Genomic DNA, 22,933 nt, shown 5'->3' with positions numbered 1-22,933 from the left:
CTTCTCAGGAGAGACGATAAAAATACCGAATTTTGATATGCTATGAATGTTATTCGGGATTCACAACTTGAATCCTCACTTCTCCAGCACAATTCAAACAGCATAAACTGAATACTACTAAACACGTTCACAATGAATAGATTATACGCAGATGCTCCCATTCATTTAGGCTCACCCGGCGAAGAAATCAGCATGCAAGACCTTCAATCGATCAAGCATCGGTTTAAGCGTTTGAACCAGCTTCGCAAACAACGTGTTCAAGATTTTTTACAGCCTCGTCAGCGAATTTTTCTGGAATTATTGCCTTTAATTTTTCATTGCAACTTTTCAACGCTGCCGGGATTTGTTTCTCCGACTACGCCGGCCGGAATACCCGAATACAATCCTGACGCCCATATCCAAAATACGGCCAAGCAGTATGCGCCGAATTTCAACTATACCCGTTTGGCCTCGCATATTTACCCGATTGAAGGGCTGTTTTTAATGGGAAGCGTCGGCAGCATCGCCTTCTCAAAAACCAGCGATATGGATATCTGGTTATGCCACCAATCCGGTTTATCGCCCCATGCCCTTGAAGAACTGCAACAAAAAGCCACAGCCCTGGAAGTCTGGGGTGAATCATTAGGGCTGGAAGTGCATTTTTTCCTGATCGACAGCAAAGAGTTCCGCCTCGGACATAAGACGCCGCTTTCCGCTGAAAGCAGCGGCCAGACCCAGCACTATATGCTGCTGGAAGAATTTTACCGAACCGCAATTTATATCGCCGGAAAGAGCCCTGCCTGGTGGGTAGTTCCTCCTCACGAAGAAAGCAATTACACGCGCTATATAAAACATCTTGTAACGAATCGCTTCATTCCCGAACACGAACTTATCGATCTTGGCGGATTCGAAGACGTCCCGGCCGAGGAGTTTACCGGCGCAACCCTCTGGCATCTTTATAAGGCGTTATATTCACCGCACAAATCCTTACTGAAATTGCTGCTGATGGAATGCTATGCCAGCGAATTTCCTCAGACCCAATGGCTATGCCAAGACATAAAAAAATCAATCTATCAAGGCGACTTTATGAAAGTCGACCTCGACCCGTATTTGCTTATTTATACGAAAGTCGAAAAATATTTGCAGAATCTTAATAATCAAGAAAGATTAGCCTTGGCCCGGCAAAGTTTTTATTTAAAGGTCATGGGATCTTCCGACACAACTCTCGATTCCGCAACCCGTACATTCAGGGAAAACTATATCCAGGAAATTGCCAAAAAATGGGATTGGCCGGCATCGACTATTGATGAACTTAAACAGATTCAATCATGGAATATACAAAAAGCCACAGCCGAACACGCCGTTATTGTGCAGCAACTAACCCAGTGTTACCGGATGATTATGGGATTCGCCAGAAACCATTTAACCGCAAATCAGGAAAACAATAATGACCTGAAGTTAATCGGCAGAAAACTTCATTCATTTTTAGAAAAAAGGCCGGGTAAGATTGAAATCATTACCACGCACGCCGACGTTCATTCAAAAGAAAGTTCGTTATCCATTGTCGAGACCAGTCCTGGCGCCAAAATCGATGGCTGGGGGTTGTACTTGAAATACGTACAGATGACTACCGCTACGAATTTTGAACCGGTACATAAATGCAGGACTTTAATAGAAACGCTTTGCTGGCTAGTGATTAACGGCCTCTACCACAAACACCTGCTGATCAATTTCAGCTCGCACTCGCTGAACATGCCGGATTCGGAGCTGCGCTCGACCTTGAGACTGGTCAATCTTTTTTTAACGCATAACTTTAATCTTGACGCGCCGCTGGAGACTTACCAAAGCCCAAAGATCCCGTTGTATACAATGGTTTTTATCAACATGGGCATTTCCGATAATGAGCGCCTATGCGTTATGAGCGAACGGCGCTCCGACCCGCTGAGTTATGGCGCAACCCGGCAGTGTTTTGTTCACACTGTCAGCAGGATTTCGCTATCCAACTGGAGCGATATTACAACGCACCATGAGTATGGCCTGGATGGTTTGTTTAAATGTTTAACAGACATCATTAATAACAACCAAAAACCGCTATCCCTGAAAAACGTAAAGTTCGTCTGTCATTCGCCGACCCGGGCCAGAGACATTACTTTCCGCGTTGAGATCATATTTAGCATCTTTGTTAAGCTTTTCTCCGCACCGCAGGAAAATCATTCGCCTCGCTATATCTTGCCTGGCGGCACGGCGTATTATGTTTTTCAATCGGTCAATAAAACCCTAGGTTATAAAATGCTGGCTACCGATGAACAACTGCTGGACGAATTAAGCCGGCCTCAGCAGCAGTTCAGCACCATTCATTTCGACCAGTCTGTGCTTGAAGGCACCCCTATCCATCTTGTTTACTCGATCAATAAGCCGCAAGTCGTGCAGTTTTTTTATCATGACAATAAAACCGACGTCAGCGTTTATATCGTTGACGAGAAAGGAGCTCTGCATGTCCAGCAGCATCACAAGACAAGTGCCGCGCATGTACTAAAACAATACGCCACTTTTCTGGAATCGATCATCAGCCGTACATTGCTTGAAAATTTTGCGGAAGTTGAATATTACGAAATAGAAAAAAACGCCGACCACAGTTTTTCCTGTCACCCAGTGGAGCTGAACGCCGCCTCTTTAAATCATGAACTCAGTCTCCGCATCACCGGAGAAGACAGCAATGAAGGCATTATTTACAGCATTTACTGCAATGAAAATGAATTTTCTTCGCTAGAGCACGGCAATAAAGTTTTTTATGCGGCTTATCAACATATCATTCAGTTCAGGAACGGAAAAAGTAACTACCCGATTCATATTACCGATATAGATTTACCCCTGACCGCATTCCGTATCAGCGACCCCTCGCAGTTGCAAACCATTCATTATTTAAAGTACAAGCAAAGAATCGAGGAGCGGTTTAATGTTTAACGCGTCGTTCGCGCTTAGCTGAACGGCACTATCAACATCCTACGCAAAAACACCTTAAGCAATTGTATCTATAGACATTTATAAATTACTGCCGCACACTTCAAGCACGTACGATAAAGCCAATCCTGCCGAGAGACAGGCGCAGAAAGTCGCGGATCCTATCAACGGAAAGCCGGACTGCCGAAAGTGACCGCAAAAAAGTCATACAAGGCAGTTCGGCTTTTTTGTTTTTAGCAAAGAGGAAAGCTATCTCCGGCTAAAGCCGCAGATTACTACAGGAGGGCATTAATCATGTTATACAGGAACCTTATTTTTCGTCCTGCCCGTATCATGTTATCGGCCTTGAACGGGCTTCTCTTCTTATCGCTAATCTTGTTGAGGGTGTTAACACTGCCCAAATAAACCATTTGCATTTAATTCATTTCCGCACTTCTCTAACAAGTCTCGATAAAAGATCACTTCTGCTCTACTACAGGCTATGCTACGAATAGTCTGTAGTAGAGCGGCACGGCAAAATATTGACAGTCGACATGGTCGAAAAAGTTCTGCCCAAACCCAATTATTGCCAACCATTACTGCAATGATGCTCTTAACGAAAAAACCGCATGACAACATCGCCCAATAAGCCCCAAACCGATGCCGAAAAAAAACGCCTGCTGGCGCAAAGTAGCGGCGAGGAGGCATGGCGGTCATGGGGGCCGTATCTGAGCGAGCGCCAATGGGGCACCGTGCGCGAAGACTACAGCGAAGACGGCAACGCCTGGAACTCTTTCAGCCACGACCACGCCCGTAGCCGAGCCTATCGCTGGGGCGAGGACGGCATCGCGGGCTTTTGCGATGAAAAACAGCGGCTATGCCTGGGCTTGGCTTTATGGAACGAACAGGACGCTATCCTGAAGGAACGCTTGTTCGGATTGACCAACAGCCAAGGCAATCACGGCGAAGACGTCAAGGAGCTTTATTACTATCTCGACGCCACGCCGAGCCACTCCTACCTGAAAATGCTGTACAAGTATCCGCAACAGGCATTCCCTTACACGGAGCTGATCGAACAAAACCGCAAGCGCGGCCGCAACATGCCGGAATTTGAACTGCCGGACGCCGGCGTATTCAACGACAACCGTTACTTCGACGTATTCATTGAATACGCGAAGGCCGACGTCGACGACATCCTGATGTTAATCACCGCGCATAACCGCTACGCGGTCCCTGCCCCGCTGCATATACTGCCGCAACTGTGGTTTCGCAATACCTGGAGCTGGGGCTACGACGATACCCGCCCTGCACTATCCGCCACCGGAAGAGACGACATCCTGGTACAGCAAGCAGACCTCGGCAGCTACCATTGTTATTTCGACGGCAAACCGAACCTGCTGTTCTGCGACAACGAAACCAATTTTCCGCGTTTATATAACCAGCCCACTTCCGGCTATTTCAAGGACGCGTTTCATGACTACATCATCTACGGCAATCTCAACGCGATCAATCCGCAAAAAAACGGCACCAAAGCGGCGGGGCATTTCAGTTTTTCCGTTCCGGCCCACGGCAAAGTCGAAGTGCGACTGCGCCTGAGTAAAAATCAAAACCGCCAGCCTTTCCATGACTTCGACGCGCTGTTCACTGCGCGCCGCACCGAAGCCGACGACTTTTATGCCGGCTTACAAACAAATTTGCACGATGCCGATGCCAAATTGATCCAGCGCCAAGCTTTGGCCGGCATGATCTGGAGCAAGCAATTCTATTACTACGACATTCCCCAATGGCTGAACGGCGACCCGGCAACCGTCCCGCCGCCTGCCAATCGCCATAACGGCCGCAACAGCGACTGGCAGCACCTGAATAATGCCGACATCATTTCAATGCCGGACACTTGGGAATATCCGTGGTACGCCGCATGGGACTTGTCGTTTCACTGCGTGACGCTGGCGATGATCGATCCTGCCTTTGCCAAAAACCAATTACTGCTGATGGCGCGGGAATGGTACATGCATCCGAACGGCCAGATGCCGGCTTACGAATGGAATTTCGGCGACGTCAATCCGCCCGTTCATGCCTGGGCCGCCTGGGAAGTCTATAAATCCGAATGCCAATGCAGCGACGGCAGCGGCGACCTCGATTTTCTGGAGCGTATCATGCACAAATTGATCATCAACTTTACCTGGTGGGTCAATCGCAAAGACGCCGACGACAACAACGTCTTCCAGGGCGGCTTTCTCGGCCTGGATAATATCGGCGTATTCGACCGTAGCGCCCCGCTGCCGGACGGCGGCCGCATCGACCAGGCCGATGGCACCAGTTGGATGGCGATGTATTGCCTGAACTTGATGCGCATTGCGTTGGAGCTGGCCTTGCATGATCGCGCCTATGAAGACATCGCCACCAAGTTTTTCGAACACTTCCTCTACATTGCCAAAGCAATGGACAACATCGGCGGCGAACAATGCCAATGCATCGGCCTTTGGGACGAAGAAGACGAATTTTTCTATGACGTGCTGCGCTCTCCGGACGGCAAAATGATACCGCTTAAAGTCCGCTCGATGATCGGCCTGATCCCTTTTTATGCGGTAGAGATCATCGAGCCGGAACTGCTGGATAAGCTGCCGGACTTCAAACGCCGGATGAAATGGTTTCTCGATTACCGTCCCGATTTGGCGTCGTTAGTCGCCGATTGGAACGTGCCCGGAAAAGGCAACCGCCACTTGCTGTCGCTGCTTGGCGGCCACCGGATGAACAAACTGCTGCAACGGATGCTCGACGAAAGCGAATTTCTGTCCGACTACGGCGTGCGTTCGCTGTCGCGCGCGCATCAAGGTCAACCTTATATAGTTAGCTGCGCGACCTCGCCGATGAGCGTCTACTACCAACCCGGCGAAGCCGAAACCGGCATGTTCGGCGGCAACTCGAACTGGCGCGGGCCTATCTGGTTCCCGGTCAATTACCTGCTGATCAGTTCGCTGAGGCGTTTTGCCGCGTTCTACGGCGACAGCTTTAAAATAGAATGCCCGACCGGTTCCGGTATTTTTTTATCGCTGAATGAAGTCGCCGATGAATTATCCAAACGGCTGACGCGGATATTCCGCAAAGATCAAAATGGGCGAAGACCTGCCTACGGTCACGATGAAAGACTGCAAAACGACCCGCACTTTAAGGATTACCTGTTATTCCACGAATATTTCCACGGCGAGAACGGCAAAGGCTTAGGCGCATCGCACCAGACAGGTTGGACCGGCTTAGTCGCGAAACTGCTGCAACCCAATATCTAACCCTATTTTGCCCGAAACCGGAGTGCAGGCTTCGCCTGCATGGACGCAGGCGAGGGGCGTAAGCAGGAGCAAAAGCTTCGCCTGCTTTACAAACAGAGCTTGCATTCCAAAACACAGGAAAGCTTTAACTCAAGTCTTTATTGCTCTTGCCAACTGCAATTGCCGAACCACAAAAAACACATAACCACCGCCAGCTACCAATAACGTCCCGATTTGTCGGCAAAAGTCGCTCCTACATCATTCTAATCCGGGAAGTTATTTTTGCGATTTGGAAAATCGTCAATTCGATAGTGCTGCGAAGCAAATTGGGTAGTCTTGCTGATTGATTATATTGATTTTTTACATAGAATGCGCAGGCCCAACCAACTTTGAATAGGAGGTTACTATGAAGCTGATCAATGAATCATTACTGGAAATAACCATCGATTTCTTAAAAGAAGTTCGAGAGAGTAACGGAATCTGCCTAATCGGTTTGATAGAAGACCTTGAAAACATCATGCAGTCGCCGACTTTTAATGACGAAAAGCAAAAGCCCCCTCGCAGACGCCGCTTAAGCGACCAAACGGACGATTGACCTGCTTCCAATCCTCAAATAATCCCTATATCTTGGTCAACGCCAGTATTTACGGACCTGTTGTGCTTAACGATAAGCTCATCAATACAGCTTAAATACCGTCATACACGCAATACCTTACCGGGAATAGCTCAGGCGTATGCTCTTAGTCCGGTTAAAAACCAATGACTTGATCCGGCCCGCGCTGTTAAAGCCCATTGACGGGGTTGAGTTGGCCTTGCGTATCGTTATGCTTTAGCGAGGTACGGTTGAACTCTTTAACCACACCTTTTTACTCTTCAACCATATGAATCTATAAGCTGCCGGCCCCTTTTCTGTCTTTTATAAATAAAAACCAAGTGGCGCGCATCTGCATTGATTTCGCTTCGACGCTAAAAGGCTATTTTTGAGTCTACGTTATTCCTGAAAGGCTAGCCGTCGTCTTTACCGGCATACACATCATCAACAAGCCTCTTAAACCAGATAGGCCGGAAAATCAAGATAAATAGTCCTATCGTACCGGTGACGGGAAGTATAGGAATCAGCATAAAGATAATAAGAGCCAGCGCGCATTTAAGTCTGGCAGCGGTGGAGGACGTCATCATGTTTTTCTCCCGTGTCTGTTTTTTCGGATACTAAAAGAACATGCCTAATATAGCCCTGTTTCACTAAATCGCAGACATAAAATAAGCATTCGTACAACGCGGATTACAGCCTGTCATCATGAGGTAGATTGCCTAGTGACGAGTCAGCCTTGCAGCTTTGAGCCAATCACTGCCGTTAAGTTAAGCCGCTCGTGGTGAGCCCCATTCGACCAGCTCATGGCAGGCTTCGATAAACTCAGGAGAGCCCTGTCGAACCATGAACGGCTTAACTTAACGCAGCACATGGGGCGCAACCCTTACAAGCTCGCGGTATACGCAAAGGCTGGCATAGGCATCGTCTGCCGCATAGAGCAATTGGCGGTCGGACAGTGTTTTAGCGGCCCAATTCGAGGTTGTCAGTTTCTTGGATTTTTGCAAATACCGACCCAACACAACCGCTACCGCCGCTTGCACGCCAACTTGCTGTTTATAGCCTAAACGGCGTACCGCCGCGCATAGCTCTATAGTCGGCTGAAGCATAGCGCCCAATTTGTTGTAGAGCGGGCCGCGATCCGACTTGAGCCCAAAACCTACCTTTACAATTTTATCCGAGCGGATAATCTCGCTGAGCAGCTCATTGCCCGGCGAATCGTTAAGCGTAAACAAAAACGCATGCTGACCGGTGGCGATTTGGACAAGATGAGGACCGGTTTTCGGTTGATTGACGACGAAGTTCGGCTTGCTCTCGGTATCGAAGCCGACGTGACTCGCGTTGAAGATTTCATCGCGCGCAAAAAGTAAATCGTCTGCCGTACGCACTAAACAAATTTTTTGTAGCGGCAATCCTTCGAACTTCGGCAGTTCGCGAATGGCTTCTTTTGTTGGCCTTTCTAGGAATTGGCGGGGATTCATAATAAGTGTAGGGATTGGTTTTTGTGGTTTGAATTGATGTGCAAGAAAACGCATCGGAGCCGCAAAGTGTTGGGCTTCGTACCTCAGCCCAACCTACGCGCTAATGCCGATGGTTACAGTCTTATCAAGCGGCATGGTCTTTAAGCCACTCTTTGAGCGCTTCATTCATCCGAGCCTGCCAACCTCTGCCGGTAGCGCGAAATGCATCCAGAACGTCGCTGTCGAAACGGACGGTAGTGGACACCTTGGTAGGTGATTTCTGCTTACCGCGCCCTTTTATTCCGCGCAGTTTAGTTTGTAACGATTCAGGCAAAGCTGAAAACGGGACGGCATTTTTGAAATCTTTGTCCGTCCATTCCGGATTATCGTTATCCATCAATTCAGGATTGGTTTTCATAGTGCTTAACCTCGCGTTTATTGGCTTTTCTAAAACTGATTATAAGCTAATGTTTTTTGGACAGTGCGTTGGGCTGAGGCAAGGAAGCCCAACAGATCGGAGCCGCGAAGTATTGGGCTTCATACATCAGCCCAATCTAAGGCCCTGTTCAAGATACGAGTATCGATTCAGTTCCGAAATGAAAAAACGTGACAATACAGCTACGGACGAGAATTTCAATAAAATAGGAACAGCCACATAAGTAACGACAAACATAACCGGTATAACAATCACAAAATACCCAAATATTATGAAGAATAATGAAAATAATAAATAGCTTTTCACTACATCCATCGGAATATCTTGAATCACTTCATATATACTGTATTGACTTTCAGGTTTTATTACAGTTAATACAGCTATTAAGCTAATCAAATAAATTATCAAACTAAGTATTCTATTTTTGGATTCAGGGTCGTATAAGAACCTTGAAAAATGATACCCAATATTATCAAGAACAAAGTTTCTATTCTTATTGTGGGTTTCAACGATTTCTTTAAATATCTTCATAGTTTCAAATAATGAAGGGGCAACATGGTATGTTAGCTCATGAAGAAATAAGGCTTTGTGATCTGAAACCTTTTTGCTCTCTAAATGCGAGTAAAAACTTAAATGACGAATTAGATTTTGGTCATATTCTTTTTTAGCCTTTTCCCAGAGAAAAACACATACAGATATCGGTAGCAATATCAAATTTTCGGCATGAAGTTCAAAATCTAAATAGAGAGAAATAAGTAAAAATGGGGTAGAGAAAAACAAGAATGCTCCACCCTTGATTCCAAAAAATCTAATACCCACCGTGTTCTGATAGTATTGAATTGATAATCTTCGTAGCTCTTCCATCTATTTAAATGAATGATAATTTTGAAAGTTAATAACTTACAGTCGCATAGGGTGGGCTGCCCAACAGGTCGGAGCAGCTGAGTATTGAGCAACGATAAGGCGTCACCCAATTTGCTTTCTCTTATTATCGCTCAACAATGTAATGCACTTAGTCATTCGCTGGCTTAAATAATCTAGTTGAACTCCACTAATTTTTCCAGATCGAGATTTAATCTCTTGATTTACAAGCTCCTGCACTTTATGAATCCATTTCAATTCTGGTAAAATATCAGATATATAAGAAACATTATATCTAGATTCAAATGCAGTTAATAAAGGATAATATATTCTAGGCAGGCTCGCGATAACCTTATTAACAAATGTTTCAGGTTCGATATATGTTAGGATCGGTTTATTGTAAAAATGATTATTTTCCTCATTAATTTCAAAAAGCATTTTTGCAAAAACAATAGGATCTTGTTGCATCATATTTAACAATTTGTCTGCTTCAGCTGGAAGATTGTCTTCTAGGCTCTGGTTTATGGAATCTTTGAAATACTTTAATAATGATCTAAACTCAGAGGTATCGCCGCTATTAAACCCAAGCCCTCCCCAACCATTAGATATTGCATGAAAGTCAATGCGATATATATCCAAATTTCTATTTTTTATTAGAATATTAATATTATCTTGAGTTTCTCTAATAATATGTTCTTTCGTATTCGAATAGAGGCCATGATCTGCCAAGCTCAGCAGAGTACCTGCCACATGTAAGACAACACCAACTTGGTTGTATTGTTTGCTACTAAACTTTTCAACAACCTCCTTTAATGTCGATTCCATGTCTTCGTCACTTAATTCATAGAAGCGCCATAGATGCTGCCATTCAGGTGTCGTTTTGTTTGAAAAATATGTACAAGAGCGAATTGCTTCGTTTAGAGATTTTGAATCAATTAACCCGGTTTCAATAATATTAGACCACATTGAATCAGGTAGTGGACTATCGCACCAAACAAAACCTAAATACTTACTTTTTAAATTCTTAAAAGGGGACTCATCTTTTTTATTCCATAATGAGGCAAACATACCAGCTGAAATACTTGATATATCTGATGCTTTTAATTGTCCACTACGTACTTCAAATGTATAGATCAGAAACGCGCTCAACATATCTTGTATAAATTGGTTGGAATTATCGCACTTGAGGAACTCTTCATTTATTTCAAACACGATACGCTCGAATTCAAGAATAGCTTGCCTTAAATTTCTCAAATTTTCATATTTAGACGCTTTATATAAATCTTTGATGAGCTGCTTATGGCTTTTAATTAATGTTTGATAATCACCACCAAATTCATTTATAAAAGCATTCAACGCACTTTCTAAATCAGCCTCAATCTCAAAAGTTTTCCCAATAAGCTTTTCTTTGATACGTTCATAACCTTTATTGCTATCACTCGAATCATTTAAAATTTCCTCTTCATTCGCCACTAACACAACCTTGTGCCCACCATGCTCGACAAAGTAATTGATATATCCAAACAAATGGTCGATTTGAATTTTACATCGCTCTATATCATCGAAAATCAGAACATGCCCATCAGTATTATTCAAATCTTCGGACAAATTGAGCTCAGGCACTGCTATTGATAGAGTTCCGTCATCCTTATTATCCCCATCGATATCAATCTTCAGTGTTCCCTTAATAAAACCTTTTAGAACTCGGCCAGCTAGAACCATTTTTTTGCTAGCTAACACTGGGTGAAGCTGACTAAATAGTGCTTCTTCGATTTCGTTCGTATTAGAAATTCCATACAGACTTACATATAAAGCTTTGCCTCCATCTTTTCTTAATTGACCGGCAGAGCGCTCAACGAACCATGTTTTACCTGATCCCCATTTTCCTTTAATCAGTACCGCATACCGTGGAGATGGATTCGCCTTGTAATAGTATTTAAGGAAGTTATCGATCTGTTCACGCTTATTGCACATACTTTAATTCTCTCTTTCAAAATTCCACATTGAGTTCCGTAGAGTGGTTTTGCGCCAGCCAGTAGCCTCTATATTCTTCGGCACGGCCAACACCAAGTCTCAAGTTAATGTACCAAACCCATTTGAAAGCATATCCTTACAAATCTCAGAAACTAAGAATAAATTTGGAAGAAAATTGAGAGCGCCCCAACTTCGCCGCAAAAAATCTTGAACAATTTGAGTTTGAGCTACTTGAAAAAAATCCCCGCCATCCCCACATGGGCATCGGGAAATTTGTTTTTTCCTAAACCAGATACTGTATTAAATAATTTGACTATTGATGGTGAATAAGAATGAAAAAAATAACACTGATTTGCTCAAGTTTATTATTGGCAGCCAGCACTGCCGCTTTTGCAGTTGAAACTCATGGAAAGGCCGCTCTTGAAAGTGCGAATGCGGCGGCTAAAGCAAGCGATGCTAAGGAAATTGTGAAGCAGGCAAGCGCGGCATTGGAACATAGTTTGGCGTCGGCTATCGTTCTTAAAGGCGCTTCACAAAAACACATGCAATCGGCTTCCAACCACCTGGAAGAGGCTATTAACGAGGGCAATCTGGGCCATGCTGACCAGGCTAAATCCCACGTTAACGCGGCAATAACCGAAATCCAGGGCGCTAATACGTAAATCGTAAATAGCGGTATATTGAATTAACGGAAGCCGGTTTTATACCGGCTTCTTTGTATTTACCGGAATGTCATTCCTAACTTTTTGCCAGCCGGTTGACAGCTCCTTTGCCATTAATCAATGTTCGCCGGCGCACCGACCGCATTCAAAATTGCGAGTAAGGTAAAAATTTAGCAAGTAAAGCGGGCAATCGTGCCGTAATTCGCTCTAAGCGATTGAAGCTCAAGTTCAAAGCAGAGCCGAACAAAGCAAAATCAAGGAAGGTTGCCGATCAATTCGAATTCAGAAATCCGCGACATAAGTCGGGTTAAATTCAATCGCGAACAGGTTATTCAAGATTCAAGACAAAATGGAGGTTTGCAATGAAACCTAAAAACATCATTCCAGTCTTTTTCATCCTTGCCGTGCCGGTTCTTAGCGCCTGCGTTTCCAGCAGCGGCGGCGGTCCGTCAAGGCCAAGCGACGTTAATGTCGTCGTTCCGCCTAATGCCAAAATGATCGTTTCGCCCGATGACAAAACCGACTCGCCGAAAATAGGCTCACGGTAAAACTTTACACTGTTCTACGGCAGCTTCGGCAATACGGGCCATTACTTGATTGGATAAGATTACGTTGTCGCCGGACACCGAAAGCCCTGAATCATGTAGTGCGTCGGCCACCCAAGTATTGCAGGTGTGTAACAGGTTATATTCGCTTTGCGCTTCGTAAAACAATCCGGCGGGATCATGGCTGTACGCGGCTATCTTAGGCTTTCCGGATGCGTCCTTAACAATATCTTTCCAGATATAAGCCGACAGCAATTGGCTGCCATTCGGTGGCAAAAGCAGCGTGACGGTATTTTCGGAAAAATAAGCCTGTGCCGGTGCGACACTAAGTCCGACAACTTGAATCACTGCCGGGCCAGGAAAGGGACCCAGCACATAATCATTGATGGTGTGCTTTGGCGCGGTAAAAAACGTCTGTTTGCCATAACTGAACATAATCACGCGAGCGCCGGGAAAGATTTTTCGGTAGAACGACATATTCCGATCCAGCTCTTCAACGGGAATACCGATCTCAACATGCCACCCGTGATCGACAACATACGCCACGTCGCCCGTCATCGAACGCGAGCAGGGAGGCGGGACAACAGAGCTGCACGCTGAAACCGCAAGGATAATGAACATAAAACAGACACGCTTCATCATGCCGATCCTATTGGCTAGTCCCGTAGGGGTGGTTTCGCGCCACGACTTGCATGGACAGATATTTGCTCCTGCAATATCTGCATTCCCCACATCCCTGTGGGTCATGCAGGAGGTAGGCAGAAAAATGCTCCATGCATTTTCTGCATTCGCCACATCCTTGTGGCTTAGCAACGCAGGAGCAGTTGCCGAGCAAACCGCCTCACTCGCGCAACGTTGGTTATAAGCTGTCGTCGTGGGTGGATTGCCTAACGGCGAGTCCTCCTTACAGCTTTATCTCGTATCTCCCCTACCCGCGCCAAGAAACAAACGCATGACTTCTTCCGTTCCTATCGCCCGAATCAATTCCCGCACAGCGCAATAAATAAACAATAAAATCACCAGCCAAATCTGAATTAACCAGAAATGCGGCCAAACGATGCCTGCCAACAGGTGCTGGTTAGCCGTTGTAAAATCCCCGTATTCCCGCAGGAACGAAACCATCTGTTCAACGTAGCGAAACGTGAATGTCGCGGCAAAGTAAATGCCGCTTTTCCAAATAACGTTATGAAGCAGGGGTTTACCGGAAAATTTAGTAGTGAACGGTAAATGGTCAACAACCAAGACTACTTTGGCGATAATCAGCGCGCCAATTGCAGCGCCTGCAAAACTGGTCATCGAAATGCCGTATTCACGGAGAATCAAATTTTCAGTCAGCTTCAGCAAGCTGAACGATAGAAAAAAAAACAGTGCCGGCGGCAGCATCAGCAAATAATTGCGTTTCAAGGTGTTGAATAGTTGTCTCATTTTGGGCCACCGTGCGTTTTTTATTAAGTGTGTCATTAAAGCACGCCGGAGATTGTGTTCAAATAGCCTCTAAGTGCTTTTTAAGGAAATTGTTTTCACCAAACGCTAAACCTTCCGAATTACGGGTTTGTATTCGAACTGGCGGCGGGAATTGAACCCGCGTCCGTAAGTACTCCGCCGCAAGGTCTACATGCTTATCCCGCACATTTAATTTAACCGGTGGCTACCCGTCGGGCCAAGAAAATCGCAAGCAATGAACGTCTCTGCGGACATTAAATGTCTATCGGTTGCAAACGTATATTTTCATATGTAAAGTGCAATTATGGACTTTACCTGTAACCCGATTAAAAACGAAACTAATATCCGTGAACGCGGGTTGCCGCTGTTGACGGCAAGATTGATGTTTAACAAAGGAATGCTGGTGCGAGAAGATACTCGCAAGACATACTCTGAGCGGCGTTTTATCGGCTATAACACAATAGACGGGCGTTTAATGGTAGTGGTGTTTTGTACGCCCTCCGATAACTGTATCCACATTATTTCTTTTAGAAAGGCGAATCGACGTGAGCAAACGAAATTTGAAAACAAAGCCCTCTAATATAGATTGGACAGCGGTGGATGCTGCACCTTTGGCCGACCAGCCGGATGAGGATAGTCCGGAATTAACTTCCGCCGAATTCTCCGAACTACGCCCATTGACTGAGGTATTGCCGGGACTAAACTTAGGAAAACAGCGTATTACTATTATGCTGGATGAAACAGTGGTTCAGGCATACAAGGCTAAAGCAGGCGCACGCGGATACCAGACGCTTATTAACGACACGTTGCGCCGGGCATTGGAGGTTGATAACGTAAAAGAAGCGTTGCGAGAGGTAATACGGGAAGAGTTGCATCGAGCTTGATGTAGATTTGGACAATAAAAAACCCGCTAAGCCTTCCGGCTTGCGGGTTTTTTATTTTATATTTTGAACGGTTCATGAAATCATAAACTGCCAACTTATCGCCACTCACTGAACTATAAAGTAATATTTATTATTATAATTCAGTATCTTAATTGGTGGAGGCGGCGGGAATTGAACCCGCGTCCGCAAGTACTCCGCCACAAGGTCTACATGCTTATCCCGCACTTTTGATTTAACCGGTGACTACCCGTCGGGCCAAGAAAATCACCAGCGATTCCGTAAAGTTTTAGCGCCTCCACACCGGACAGATTTCAGCGCGATCTTATGTAGATGACCTCTGAGCGCCTCTCATACCTAAAAGGTACTAAAAACTCCACCCGCATAAGCACAGATGGTCAGAGGAATGGTGCTGTTTTTAAGCAGCTAAAGCCATTGAGTAGTTTTCGTCATTTGCGAATACTTTAGTTTCAGTAGATTTTACGAGGTGTACTGTCCTCGGCATGCACTTAAGGTTTCGCTACCCACGTCGAAGCCATGTCGCCCCCTTAAGTAGATATTTTATATGAGTTGGCTAAAAATTGTACAATTATTTTTTTAGGCCAGTGTTTATAAGGGTTGCTGGGTAATTCGGGCGGCTTTCCCGTTCATCCTTCGACAGGCTCAGGACGAACGGGAAAGCCTTAACTTTAATTTTTATTGATCAAATCCAATTTTAAATGCCCTTCCCTAACCCGTTCGCTCAACAGAAAAAATAAATCTAATCAACCAGCATCCGGGACAAAGGACTGTCGCCGGCAATTGCCGGTTGTCGGTCGGCAGCATTGCAAGACTCGATAATCGCATCCAGTTGCCTGATCTGCTCGGCATATTGTTTGCCGATATTTTCTATCGCCTGCAACACCTCGCCATCTATCATGCTAATGGCATTGCTTAACCCTTTGTTTAATCCTCTTAAAGCGCTTTTTTCCAACGACGGCTTCAATTTCTTCAATATAAAAAAAGGCGTCAGCCAGGTGATGGCGATTAACAGGGTGCTGTGTATCGCAAAATCCACGCCTAAATAACTTACATTGCTGATGTTGCTGGTGTAATAACCGATAAAAACCTGGTAGCCAACCCAGCAAATGGCTGCAAGCGGCAGTACTATTTCGCACAAGCGCATAAACTTTAAAAAGCCGCGATGCAGCGCGTTACCGGGATTCGCCAATGCTTGCCGGGCCGCCAGTTCGGTTTGGGCATGGATGATTTTAGGCGCTTTTTCTCGGACTGTAGACAGCTGTTTTTTAAGCGGACCGACCGGAACGCCCAGTTGATCGGCATCACTGACAAATTCATCCAAGGCATCGTCAAAGCGGGCTTCGGCCCAATCGTCCCATATGTTTGCTTGGCCTCCTGCTGCATATTTTGCTGCGACCTGGCTGACTAATAAATCGGCTGCGTGATCGGCATAATGCCGCGCCAATTGCTGGGTGGGCCAGGTAAATCCCTGCTGTAACACTTGGCTGGTTCGCTGCCATTGGCCCTGCCACAGCCCCGGCAATTGCTGCAAGGCCGAACTGGACCCCAATGAGCGGCTGATGTTTTGCAGGTTTTGCTTTAACTCGTCTTTTTTAATCTTGGAATTTCTTTGCTCCAATTGTTCGACAGTATGCTCGTTAGCCAATGAGCCGATAGTCAGTTCCAATGCGGCAAATTCGTCGGCTTGCGAACTGTCGGCGCAGGAAGTTTTGAAGATAATCGGCTCGGAGAACCCGGCTTTATGCAGTTGCTGTTTGAAATCCTCATACTGCTCGGTCAGTCCCCTATCCCACTGATTCAACACAAACAGCCACGCGTGCCTGCCGCCTTCGGCAAGCAGCAAGCGCCAGGCTTTTTCATCGCGATAGCGTTCGGGGCTGACCACATAGATCAATACATCGATATGCGGCAGCCATTCCAGCACTTGGTGTTTGTTACTTTGTTCGGTGCTGTCGAAATCGGGCATATCGATCCAGATGATATTTTTTCCGGATTCATTGTCGTGTTCGGCGATTTTGATTTGCGCCAGCGGCAGTTGCTCGGGCAAGTGGCTTATTGAAACGCTCCGATGATGATAAAGCGTGACTTCCCGCGACGTAGGCCGCTCGATGCCGGCCCTGGCAATGGCTTTGCCGGCCAAGCGGTTCAGCAAGGAACTTTTACCGACGCCGGTGCCGCCCATGAATGCGACAATCAACGGCCTTGAGCCGCTATGGTTAAACAGCGTATCGGGCGTTCGCGTATCAATATCGTTTAACTGCTGCGCGGCGCCGCTGTGAATCCAACCTGCGGCCAAAGCCTGATCCGCCCAGCGTTTTGTTGTTTGTACCAAACTAGAGTAGTCGTAAGCCATGGCGCTTTTCCGTCAGTTGAAGCTCTGCTGTGCGCAGTTGCTCGGGAGATATATTGAAATAAGTCGTCATCGGTAATTGTTCGGGCAATCGCAACAGTTTCTTGCGCAGGCTATCGATAAATAACGCCTGTTTTACGGTATTGAACTGGTTTTGTTTTAACTCGGCCTCCACTTTGTGCATATAACCGCCGACCGCGCTTTCGGCCAATAACGAAGTCACAGCCAGCATCGCCGGGGCGATAACCAGATCATCGACGCCTATGCCGCCCAGATAAAAGCTGATTGCAATCACGGTTGCATCGGTAGTCGCCCTGGTTGCGCGCAAGCTGTTCAATACGACCGGCTGGTCTTGCAGTTTGTAATACAAGCTATGTGCGGCGCTTTCGACATCCTGCTGAAACGACAGATGATAATTTTTCGCCGCCTGGGCAAAATCCTGTAACGCCTCCTGCCTATGGCTGCGCAACAGGCTGTTCAATTGCCGCCACCACTGGCCGTGCTGGCCTTGCTCGGCCCTATCCAGCAGCTTATCGCCGAGCTGAATCAGCGTATGTTCGGCGATTTGGTTTAGCAGGCCGATTTCGTAACTGCTGTCGGCAATGTGCAAACTTTTGCTTCCCAGTTTCATCAGCTGTTTGACCGGCCACGTCAAAACCTTGCGGGTACCGGCCAGCACGCGGGCTAATCCGGGCATTTCCAACAAGTTCAGCAATTCGGCTATGGCAAGCTGGAAGGTTTCATAATGATGCGGATGATCCAAGTAGTCGCGCTGGTAACTTTGCATCGCCTGTTTGACCGTCAGGTCGACCATTTCCTGCCAATCGTTTAATGCTTGATGCTCGGCAAGAACCGGCTCCAGCCAAGTCTGCCAATGCCGTTTCAATAATTCCTGTTCAAAGCGCGCATGTCTTTCCGGCTTTACTTTATGCGCCAATTGGTTAATCAGTTGCTGTTTGGGTCCGGGCCACACGGGCAATCCGCCCGGCTTTTGGTAATACAGCGGCACGACCTCCGGAAATTCGTCGCTTCGAGCTTGCCGCCACTTGTCTTTTAACGATTCAATAATGATAGGCTCGGAACCTTCAACCAGTTTATTCAGGCAAATAATCGTCGGCTGATGCAGTTCTTCGATAGCCGCCATGATGTCCCAAACCGATTGGTCGGCATATTTTTCCTTGCTGACCACCAGGATAATCATATCCGCCAGCGCAACCGCCCGGATCACGCCTTCCCGGTAAGTCGCCGAATCTATCGAATCGAAATCCGGAGTATCCCACAGCACGCCATGCGGCAACAGTTTTGAATCGGTGGTGTTTTCGCTTAGCGAATAGCAGTCAAACCTATCCTTGCCGAGCTGCGTTTGTTGCAGTTGCTGGAAGCGTCCGAAATAACGTTGCAAGCCGCTGCAATCCGCGACGCGGACGCCGTTGCAGAAACCTTGCGGATGAATGGTGTAACCGGCCAGCGGGCTGACTCCGGCGGCGTTACTATTTAACAGCACGTTAACGACTGAACTTTTTCCTGCCTGAGTCGGCCCCACCACGGCCATCTGCAACAACGGATGTACTGACGAATCGATCAGCTGGCCTTTACGGATGAAAGCTTCAGCCAGAATCAACTGATCAATTCGCTGTTGATAGCTAATTTTGGCCGCTTCATTGCCCAGCTGAGCCAAGACTGTTTGATAACGTTGTTTTAATAATTGGATAAATTCCAGCATGAAAAACCAGCTCAGGGTTATAATGTCCTGCTATTTTACTTTGTTTGGCGATCCTGCGTTATATAATCACAACCGTAAACCATATAAATAGCATGACACGCGCCCGTACTTAAACTTGAGGTTATCCCTATGAAGAAATTACCTATTCTTCTGCTCATTCTTTCCTGCACATCTTTAGTTGCATGCAGTAAGGGATCGCAAATCAACGGTCATACTACCCGTACCGCTTATAAATCAGTCAAGGCCCTTAAAAACCGTTTATCTCCCGAAGCTCGCATTGAATTTGAAGTTTCGTTCTGGACGCTTCGCGACTCTATTAAAAACGAAAAAGAATTCCTTAACACTGTCGATGGTAAAAAGCCTGAAGAAATCATTGCGATGGGCAAGGAACTTTATCAGCAACGGAAAAACTCCGGCTTTGCAGGCTATGACCAGTACTCAAGCTGGGAAGATATGATCGCCAAATTCGGCAAGGAAAGGCTCGATCAAGAAAACCGTAAAAACAAAGAAGACGCCAAAGATAAAGCCAACGACGTTTTGTACAAACTCTAACCGTATTAACGCCCAGGCAAGGCTTTTTGTTCGGTTAATACCGCAACAAATTGACTTGCCTCAGCGATTGTTTGTTCCATCGCACTGATAAGCTGCGAAATATCAATTCCTATCTCAATAAACTCATGCCTTAATGCGGCAATCGCCTGGGCATTAAGATTGTGCTTCAAATATAAAACCTGATCCTTAAACGCCGCCAGCACCGGCTGGATTTTAGCTTCGGCTTTTTGCATGGTTTTGATCAACCTGACGTAATTCTGCCGGGCTAACTTTAGCTGCTGTTTACTATGGGCTCGCAAATTGCGATTCGTGTATTCATTAAGCTCGTTTTCCCATTCCCTAAACAGCGCCTCGCTGACTTCTTCAATCGCCCTGATTCGATCGCTTACCGCTTCCGATTTAGCGCAGCAAAATTGGTATTGCCTGTTCAGTAAATGGTATCGGTGATCCAATGCGGTTTCGTTAACGCTGACTAAAGTTTTGAAACGCTCCAATGCATCTTCGAACTCGTTTCGGGTCTCCTGTAAGCCGGCGCAAGCCTGCTCTACATGAGACACGACGATGTCGCGTTTATGCTCGCCAATCGATTCCCTGGCGCTGTAATAAACGGTACGGATTTTTTTTGACAGAAAGCGGCTGATAAAATTTAACGATTTTTTTGCCAAATCGTTTGATGGCGGTTTGTTATGATCGGCCATTGGAGCTTTGCTTAAGTTTTATTACTTGGTTTATAAATGCTGATACAGCTTTATTCACCATGAAGACACGAAGGGCATAAGTTTCGTTTGAGCGGGCAAGCCGCTCAACCCAACTTTATTCCCGCCGCCAGCTGGTGGTGCCGTCCGGACGATCTTCCAAAATCACGCCCAGCTCTTTCAAGTCATCACGGATTTTATCGGCCAAAGCCCAGTCTTTGGCTTTTTTTGCAGCAATACGGGCTTGGATTTGTTGTTCGACATCATCTTCCCCAAGCGCCGCATCCGCGCTACCTTTTAGAAAAGCATCGGGTTCATCCTGCAAGATTCCCAGCAAACTACCTAAAAACTTCAGACTGGAGGCCAACTCTTTCGACCTTTCACCGTTATTTTCTTTTTTTGCGGTGTTAAGCTCCCTGACTAAATCGAATAAAACCGACAAAGCAACCGGCGTATTAAAATCGTCGTCCATTGCTTGGTCGAAACGCGTTTTATAAGCCTCTTCGACTACCGCATCGGCTAGCGTTTCCACCCCGCGCAAAGCAGTATAAAGCCTTGTTAACGCTGCTTTCGCATCGTTCAGTTGCTCATCGGAATAATTCAGCGGGCTGCGGTAATGACTGGAAAGAATGAAGAAGCGAATCACCTCCGGACTGTACTTTTTCAGCACTTCGCGCACGGTAAAAAAATTACCCAGCGACTTGGACATTTTTTCATCGTCAACGCGCACAAAGCCGTTGTGCATCCAAACGTTGACAAATTTCTCGCCGGTCGCGCCTTCGGATTGGGCTATCTCGTTTTCATGATGCGGAAACTGTAAATCCATGCCGCCGCCGTGGATATCGAAATGATTGCCAAGGCAGCAAGTAGACATTGCCGAGCATTCGATATGCCAGCCGGGACGGCCCAAACCCCACGGCGAATCCCATGCAGGTTCATTGGTTTTAGCCATTTTCCATAACACGAAATCCATCGGATTGCGTTTAGCCAAATCGACGTCAACCCGTTCGCCGGCCTGCAAATCGTCCAGATTCTTGCCCGATAAACGACCGTAATTCTCAAACTGGGTCACCGAATAAAACACGTCGCCATTGGTGCCGACATAAGCCAAGCCTTTATCGACCAAGGTTTTAATCATCGCAATAATATCGGCGATGGATTGCGTCGCCCTGGGCTCACGATCGGGCGGCAACACGGCCAGAGCCCGCTCGTCTTCATGCATTGCATCGATAAAACGCTCAGTCAATTTAGTGTAGTCCTCGCCGTTTTCGAGCGCGCGCTGAATAATCTTGTCGTCAATATCGGTAATATTACGCACGTAGGTCAGTTCGTAATCTTGATAGCGTAAATAGCGAGCAACCGTATCGAACACCACCATGACTCGCGCGTGACCGATATGACAATAATCGTAAACCGTCATACCGCAAACATACATGCCGGCTTTACCTGCTACGCGCGGCTGGAACGGTTCTTTTTTTCGGGTCAGGGTGTTATATATTTTTAACATGTGAGCGATTTACGAGAAGCCCATTAAAGCGGGCGAAATAAGTAATTGAATGATTAAGAAGAAAATAACCTGTTTAAAAAGTCATCAATAAACGGGCGGATTGCCTGCAAACATTATTGCAGACTTGGCTTGATATAACAAAGTCCAATTATCCAGTACGGCCAGTGTAAGCCAACCGCTATTAGTCCACAAAAACCACGAAATATTCGTCTTTAATATTTTCGTGCTTTTTGTGTTTTTCGTGGATCAATTGCTTTTGCCAGGTCAAGCGCGTGCTTCTCTTTCAATACAAAAACACTTAAAATTTGTTTTTCGCATCAACTTATTAGGAAATTTATGCGCACTTTCATTTTCTCTATGATGCTGTTTTTAACCACAACACTCTCATTTGCAACGGAAAACAAAATGACTGACACATCATCAAAAGTTAAATTAACAACGTCTTTAGGTGAAATTATTATTCAGCTGAACCCTGAAAAAGCGCCTATTTCATCAGCAAACTTCCTGACTTATGTTAATGAAGGCTTTTACAACGGCACCATTTTCCATCGCGTCATTGCCAGCTTCATGGCTCAAGGCGGCGGTTTCGATACTGATTTCAACCAAAAAGCGGTACATGATCCAATCAAAAACGAAGCCGATAACGGCCTGCCAAACAAACGCGGCAGCATAGCGATGGCGCGCACCAATGTTCCCGATTCGGCCACGGCCCAGTTTTTTATCAACTATAAAGACAACTCATTCTTGAACCATACCAGCCCAACGCCAAGCGGCTGGGGCTATGCGGTATTCGGCGAAGTTATTGAAGGCATGGACGTTGTCGACGCAATGTCCAAAGAACCTACCGGCAATCGCGGCGGTCATCAGGATGTCCCCAAAATCGACATCGTTATTGAAAAAGCTGAAGTTATAAAATAGGCTTAAAGACAAAAGGTTCAAGGCGAAAGGCGCATAAGCCGAACCTTGAACCTTGAACCTTGAACCTTGAACCTTGAACCTTGAACCTTGAACCTTGAACCTTGAACCTTGAACCTTGAACCTTGAACCTT

Annotated in this window: 20 protein-coding genes, 1 other RNA gene and 1 riboswitch; of the genes, 9 read left to right on the top strand and 12 right to left on the bottom strand. The window is 46.2% G+C overall.

Going from position 1 to position 22,933, the window contains the following annotated elements; all coding sequences use genetic code 11:
- Window positions 1–132 precede the first annotated feature (132 nt).
- The 3 genes from EKO24_RS13295 (at window position 133) to EKO24_RS13285 (ending at window position 6,780) form a co-directional block, all read left to right on the top strand.
- The gene (locus EKO24_RS13295; protein WP_127027519.1) at window positions 133–2,943 is read left to right on the top strand and encodes a class I adenylate cyclase; all 2,811 of its coding nucleotides are present in this window, start codon (window positions 133–135) and stop codon (window positions 2,941–2,943) included.
- Between the two features lie 108 nt (window positions 2,944–3,051).
- Window positions 3,052–3,128: riboswitch (cyclic di-GMP riboswitch) on the top strand.
- 420 nt (window positions 3,129–3,548) lie between these two features.
- Window positions 3,549–6,206 (top strand): MGH1-like glycoside hydrolase domain-containing protein, encoded by a 2,658-nt coding sequence (locus tag EKO24_RS13290; protein WP_127027518.1) that lies wholly within the window; start codon window positions 3,549–3,551, stop codon window positions 6,204–6,206.
- A gap of 385 nt (window positions 6,207–6,591) precedes the next feature.
- Window positions 6,592–6,780 carry a hypothetical protein gene (locus EKO24_RS13285; protein ID WP_127027517.1) on the top strand — a complete coding sequence of 63 codons (189 nt, stop codon included), beginning with the start codon at window positions 6,592–6,594 and terminating at the stop codon, window positions 6,778–6,780.
- Window positions 6,781–7,190: 410 nt separating this feature from the next.
- Here the strand turns inward: EKO24_RS13285 and EKO24_RS22585 are convergent, their stop codons facing one another.
- From EKO24_RS22585 to EKO24_RS13265, 5 genes are all read right to left on the bottom strand, one after another.
- Window positions 7,191–7,364 (bottom strand): hypothetical protein, encoded by a 174-nt coding sequence (locus EKO24_RS22585; RefSeq protein WP_154671595.1) that lies wholly within the window; start codon window positions 7,362–7,364, stop codon window positions 7,191–7,193.
- Window positions 7,365–7,634: 270 nt separating this feature from the next.
- Window positions 7,635–8,255 carry a 3'-5' exonuclease gene (locus EKO24_RS13280; RefSeq protein ID WP_161990604.1) on the bottom strand — a complete coding sequence of 207 codons (621 nt, stop codon included), beginning with the start codon at window positions 8,253–8,255 and terminating at the stop codon, window positions 7,635–7,637.
- Window positions 8,256–8,379: 124 nt separating this feature from the next.
- Window positions 8,380–8,652, bottom strand: a complete 273-nt coding sequence (locus tag EKO24_RS13275; RefSeq protein ID WP_161990603.1) for a BrnA antitoxin family protein — start codon at window positions 8,650–8,652, stop codon at window positions 8,380–8,382.
- 126 nt (window positions 8,653–8,778) lie between these two features.
- Window positions 8,779–9,534: a hypothetical protein gene (locus tag EKO24_RS13270; RefSeq protein ID WP_206667275.1), complete on the bottom strand. Its 756-nt coding sequence runs from the start codon at window positions 9,532–9,534 to the stop codon at window positions 8,779–8,781.
- Window positions 9,535–9,636: 102 nt separating this feature from the next.
- On the bottom strand, window positions 9,637–11,505 hold the full coding sequence (locus EKO24_RS13265) for a P-loop NTPase fold protein (RefSeq protein WP_127027514.1): 1,869 nt from the start codon (window positions 11,503–11,505) through the stop codon (window positions 9,637–9,639).
- 332 nt (window positions 11,506–11,837) lie between these two features.
- Between EKO24_RS13265 and smbP the strand changes: the two genes are divergently transcribed.
- Together smbP and EKO24_RS13255 are read left to right on the top strand one after the other, a co-directional pair.
- Window positions 11,838–12,167, top strand: a complete 330-nt coding sequence (smbP, locus tag EKO24_RS13260; protein ID WP_127027513.1) for a small metal-binding protein SmbP — start codon at window positions 11,838–11,840, stop codon at window positions 12,165–12,167.
- A gap of 362 nt (window positions 12,168–12,529) precedes the next feature.
- Window positions 12,530–12,715, top strand: a complete 186-nt coding sequence (locus tag EKO24_RS13255; protein ID WP_127027512.1) for a hypothetical protein — start codon at window positions 12,530–12,532, stop codon at window positions 12,713–12,715.
- On the opposite strand, the gene EKO24_RS13250 is transcribed toward EKO24_RS13255, so the two are convergent.
- Window positions 12,707–13,507 carry a DUF2459 domain-containing protein gene (locus tag EKO24_RS13250; protein WP_206667274.1) on the bottom strand — a complete coding sequence of 267 codons (801 nt, stop codon included), beginning with the start codon at window positions 13,505–13,507 and terminating at the stop codon, window positions 12,707–12,709. The genes EKO24_RS13255 and EKO24_RS13250 overlap by 9 nt on opposite strands.
- A gap of 117 nt (window positions 13,508–13,624) precedes the next feature.
- Window positions 13,625–14,137, bottom strand: coding sequence for a hypothetical protein (locus tag EKO24_RS13245; protein WP_127027511.1), 513 nt, complete (start codon window positions 14,135–14,137; stop codon window positions 13,625–13,627).
- Between the two features lie 322 nt (window positions 14,138–14,459).
- On the opposite strand from EKO24_RS13245, the gene EKO24_RS13240 reads away from it, so the two are divergent.
- Window positions 14,460–14,735: a BrnT family toxin gene (locus tag EKO24_RS13240; RefSeq protein ID WP_127027510.1), complete on the top strand. Its 276-nt coding sequence runs from the start codon at window positions 14,460–14,462 to the stop codon at window positions 14,733–14,735.
- Between the two features lie 16 nt (window positions 14,736–14,751).
- Window positions 14,752–15,039 carry a BrnA antitoxin family protein gene (locus EKO24_RS13235; RefSeq protein WP_206667273.1) on the top strand — a complete coding sequence of 96 codons (288 nt, stop codon included), beginning with the start codon at window positions 14,752–14,754 and terminating at the stop codon, window positions 15,037–15,039.
- 153 nt (window positions 15,040–15,192) lie between these two features.
- Here the strand turns inward: EKO24_RS13235 and ssrA are convergent.
- From ssrA to EKO24_RS13220, 3 genes are all read right to left on the bottom strand, one after another.
- Window positions 15,193–15,584: a transfer-messenger RNA gene (gene ssrA / locus EKO24_RS13230) on the bottom strand.
- A gap of 212 nt (window positions 15,585–15,796) precedes the next feature.
- The gene (locus tag EKO24_RS13225) at window positions 15,797–17,410 is read right to left on the bottom strand and encodes a GTPase (protein ID WP_127027509.1); all 1,614 of its coding nucleotides are present in this window, start codon (window positions 17,408–17,410) and stop codon (window positions 15,797–15,799) included.
- Entirely contained in the window at window positions 17,391–19,130 is a 1,740-nt protein-coding gene (locus tag EKO24_RS13220; RefSeq protein WP_127027508.1) for a GTPase domain-containing protein, read from the bottom strand. Before EKO24_RS13220 ends, EKO24_RS13225 begins: the two co-directional genes overlap by 20 nt.
- A 129-nt stretch (window positions 19,131–19,259) precedes the next feature.
- Between EKO24_RS13220 and EKO24_RS13215 the strand changes: the two genes are divergently transcribed.
- Window positions 19,260–19,682, top strand: coding sequence for a hypothetical protein (locus tag EKO24_RS13215; protein WP_127027507.1), 423 nt, complete (start codon window positions 19,260–19,262; stop codon window positions 19,680–19,682).
- Between the two features lie 5 nt (window positions 19,683–19,687).
- Here the strand turns inward: EKO24_RS13215 and EKO24_RS13210 are convergent, their stop codons facing one another.
- Both EKO24_RS13210 and cysS read right to left on the bottom strand, forming a co-directional pair.
- A complete protein-coding gene (locus EKO24_RS13210; protein ID WP_127027506.1) occupies window positions 19,688–20,380 on the bottom strand; it encodes a DUF2959 domain-containing protein in 693 nt (230 codons plus the stop codon).
- A 115-nt stretch (window positions 20,381–20,495) separates the two neighbouring features.
- Window positions 20,496–21,884 (bottom strand): cysteine--tRNA ligase, encoded by a 1,389-nt coding sequence (gene cysS, locus EKO24_RS13205; protein ID WP_127027505.1) that lies wholly within the window; start codon window positions 21,882–21,884, stop codon window positions 20,496–20,498.
- A gap of 336 nt (window positions 21,885–22,220) precedes the next feature.
- Here cysS and EKO24_RS13200 point away from each other — a divergent pair, with 336 nt between their 5' ends.
- A complete protein-coding gene (locus EKO24_RS13200) occupies window positions 22,221–22,802 on the top strand; it encodes a peptidylprolyl isomerase (protein ID WP_127027504.1) in 582 nt (193 codons plus the stop codon).
- Window positions 22,803–22,933: the final 131 nt, after the last annotated feature.

Origin of the sequence: Candidatus Methylobacter oryzae (genome assembly GCF_003994235.2) — a bacterium.
GTDB lineage: Bacteria > Pseudomonadota > Gammaproteobacteria > Methylococcales > Methylomonadaceae > Methylobacter_A > Methylobacter_A oryzae.
The sequence above is the reverse complement of the archived record's forward strand: the minus strand, read 5'-3'. Positions and strand labels throughout refer to the sequence as shown.